Origin of the sequence: Streptomyces sp. NPDC089915 (assembly GCF_040684675.1) — a bacterium.
Classification (GTDB): domain Bacteria; phylum Actinomycetota; class Actinomycetes; order Streptomycetales; family Streptomycetaceae; genus Streptomyces.
Genome location: NZ_JBFBGN010000332.1, coordinates 1 through 1,919 on the forward strand (window position 1 = coordinate 1; position 1,919 = coordinate 1,919).

2 protein-coding genes and 1 pseudogene are annotated in these 1,919 nt (G+C 74.0%); 2 read left to right on the forward strand and 1 reads right to left on the reverse strand.

Annotated features, from left to right (window positions below):
* A partial coding sequence (locus tag AB0O29_RS35500; protein WP_365160450.1) for a hypothetical protein occupies window positions 1-552 on the reverse strand: 552 nt, incomplete at its 3' end.
* 337 nt (window positions 553-889) lie between these two features.
* Between AB0O29_RS35500 and AB0O29_RS35505 the strand changes: the two are divergent.
* Window positions 890-1,612 (forward strand): annotated as a pseudogene (locus AB0O29_RS35505) (VanW family protein); the annotation flags it as partial.
* Between the two features lie 121 nt (window positions 1,613-1,733).
* Window positions 1,734-1,919, forward strand: a 186-nt coding sequence (locus AB0O29_RS35510; protein ID WP_365160453.1) for a hypothetical protein, incomplete at its 3' end; no start/stop codon positions are given.

Sequence of the window (1,919 nt, forward strand, 5' to 3'; positions counted from 1 at the left end):
GGCCTGTTCGGGGGCGGGGGTGAAGGCGGTGACGGAGCCGTCCGTGTGCTGGACGGTCACCACGCTCCCGCCGCCCGGGCCGGGCTGGTGCCACAGCCCGGCGAGGGCCGTCGCGGGGATCACCGCCGGCCCGCTCCCCGGGCGTCCGCCGCCTCGCCGGCCGCGCCGCAGGGCCCGCCGGTAGCCCGGGATGAGGAGGGCGGGGAAGGTCACCACGGCGACCAGGAAGAGGATGACGCCCGCGATGACCCCGCCGGCCCACTGCACCACCGCGATCAGGGCCCCGTAACAGAGCGCGACGAGGAACACCACCATCGAGGCGTCGACGGCGGCCTCCGGCCCGGCGTTCTTCCGCAGCAGGGTGAAGACGCCCAGCGAGGCGAGCATCACCAGCAGGGTGACGCATCCGGCGCCCTCGCCGAGGAAGGTGTCGGCGAGGGAGTCCTCGCCCCGGTCCGGTCCGGCGTCCGGCTCGACGGCGTAGCCGTGGTCATGGAACCGGACGGTGGACCGGCCGCCCGGCATGGCGTTCACGCCCTTGATCGCGTACATGACGATCACGCTAGCCGCAGCCTCGGACAGCTGTCCCCCGGGGTCCGCTTGCGGCCCAGGTCAGCGGCTTGCGGGCGCGTCGTCCACGGCGGCCGGGGCGTGAGAACCCGCACATTTTTGTCCCTTTTGACCAAAATCGCTGGATCCTTGTCTGCGGCCGTACCCAGCCCCCGCCCCCAGGAGAGACATGCGATTCGCACACCGCCTGCCCGCGCTGACGGGGGCCGCCGCACTCGGCCTCTGCCTGACCCTGCTCATCCCGGCGGGACACGCCTCCGGCGCCGAGGTGCCGCCGGGCGGCGCGGCCGAGGGCCTCGCCGGCGTGGCGGCGGAGGGGCAGACGGTGTCCACTTTCACGGTGCACTTCCCCGCCGCCCCCTACCGGACCGCGAACATCGGGCGCGCCGTCGAGCTGATCAACGGGTCGGTGGTGCGTCCCGGCGAGACCTGGAGCTTCAACCGGACGGTCGGCGAGCGGACCGAGGAGAACGGCTTCGTCGAAGGCATCATGATCAATGACGGCCGGTACGTGAAGGCCCCCGGCGGCGGTGTCTCCACCGTGGCCACCGCCCTGTACAACGCCGTGTTCTTCTCGGGCGCCGAGCTCGTCGAGCACGGCGCGCACTCCTTCTACATCGAGCGCTACCCCGAGGGCCGCGAGGCCACCGTCGCCTGGGGCACCCTCGACCTGCGCTGGAGGAACGACTCCGGCCACCCCCTCACCATCCGCGCCGCGTCCACCGACACCTCGGTGACGATCACCCTGCTCGGCACGAAGAGGTACGACGAGATACGCGCCGTCCAGGGCCCCCGCACCAAGGTCACCCCGCCGTCCAAGCGCGAGGCCTCCGGCCCGGACTGCGAGGCGCAGACCCCCCTCGAAGGGTTCGACGTGGCCGTGGACCGCGTGTTCGTCCGCCAGGGCGCCGAAGTCAAGCGGCAGACGTTCCGCACCCACTACACCCCGCGCGACGAGGTCGTCTGCGCCCCGGCGCCCTCGCAGAGCCCCTCCCCCACGGCGGGCCCGGCCTCCCCGGCGCCGCGGCCCGGCGCCGGCTGACCGGCCCCCGGGAGGGTCTGACGCGGGCGCTCCCCAGGTTGGCCGAAACCCGGACTCCCTGGCGCCCGCCGCCCTGACCTAGCCTGCGGTCCGAACCAGGACCGAAACCGGGGGGACCCACGTGACGCGGGAGACGAGGGCGCACGGACAGGGCAGGGAGGACGCCGGTCTCGACGCGGTGCTCTGGGGGTGCTGCCGCGCCGGGACCGGGTGGTTCTGGATGGCCCGCTACACCGCGTGGGACGCCACCGTACGGCGCACCGCGCACGGCTGGCGCGAGACGCGGGACGACGCGACCCGCGCGGGG